This is a genomic window from Mesorhizobium sp. M5C.F.Ca.IN.020.32.2.1, from assembly GCF_004023105.1.
GTDB lineage: Bacteria > Pseudomonadota > Alphaproteobacteria > Rhizobiales > Rhizobiaceae > Mesorhizobium > Mesorhizobium wenxiniae.
This window is the reverse complement of record NZ_RZSX01001542.1, coordinates 1-651: the sequence shown is the minus strand read 5'-3', so window position 1 is coordinate 651 and position 651 is coordinate 1. Positions and strand designations below refer to the sequence as shown.

Annotated in this window: 3 protein-coding genes; all 3 read left to right on the top strand. The window is 59.1% G+C overall.

Annotated elements, in window-relative coordinates; genetic code table 11:
- On the top strand, nucleotides 1-139 hold a 139-nt coding region (locus EOA86_RS37325; RefSeq protein WP_128345876.1), incomplete at its 5' end, for a DUF680 domain-containing protein.
- A gap of 90 nt (nucleotides 140-229) precedes the next feature.
- Complete coding sequence (locus EOA86_RS37320; RefSeq protein ID WP_065011024.1) at nucleotides 230-454, top strand: DUF680 domain-containing protein; 225 nt, start codon at nucleotides 230-232, stop codon at nucleotides 452-454.
- A 72-nt stretch (nucleotides 455-526) separates the two neighbouring features.
- On the top strand, nucleotides 527-651 hold a 125-nt coding region (locus EOA86_RS37315; RefSeq protein ID WP_128345875.1), incomplete at its 3' end, for a DUF680 domain-containing protein.

Here is a 651-nt window from a genome sequence, read left to right as displayed (position 1 = left end):
CCATTATGGGTCCAACGGCGCCAACCAGCCGGCCGCTGCGGTCGACAACAGCTCGTATACGGCTTCCATTCAGAAGCCGGCTAACGCTGAAAAGCCCGTTGTCCAGGGCGCTGACCGCAACCTTTTCGGCAACAATTAACAGCTGATCCCAAACAGCAGAGCGGCGTTGTCTTTCATAAAGACCGCGGCCGCCGCGCTGAGGGGATACGACAATTCAGGAGTACTAGAAATGAAGAAGATCATTCTTGCCGCCGCCGCCATTCTGGCCGTCTCCGGAAGCGCTTTTGCCGGCAGCGACAATTTTGGATCGAACGGCGCCAACCAGCCGGCCGCTGCGGTCGACAACAGCTCGTACACGGCTTCGATTCAGAATTCGGCTTCGACGCAGAAGCCGGTTCCGGCTGACGAGAAGCCCGTCCACGGCAGCGACCGTAACCTCTTCGGCAACAACTAGTGTCGATCCCAACAGCAGCGGCGGCATTTGCCCGCCGCGCTGGTGGAACACGAAAAATCCAGGAGTACTGAAATGACGAAGATTGTTCTTGCGACCGCCGCCGTTCTGGCCGTCGCCGGCAGCGCATTTGCCGGTAGTGACAATTTTGGATCGAACGGCGCCAACCAACCGGCCGTTGCGGTCGACAGCTCGTACAC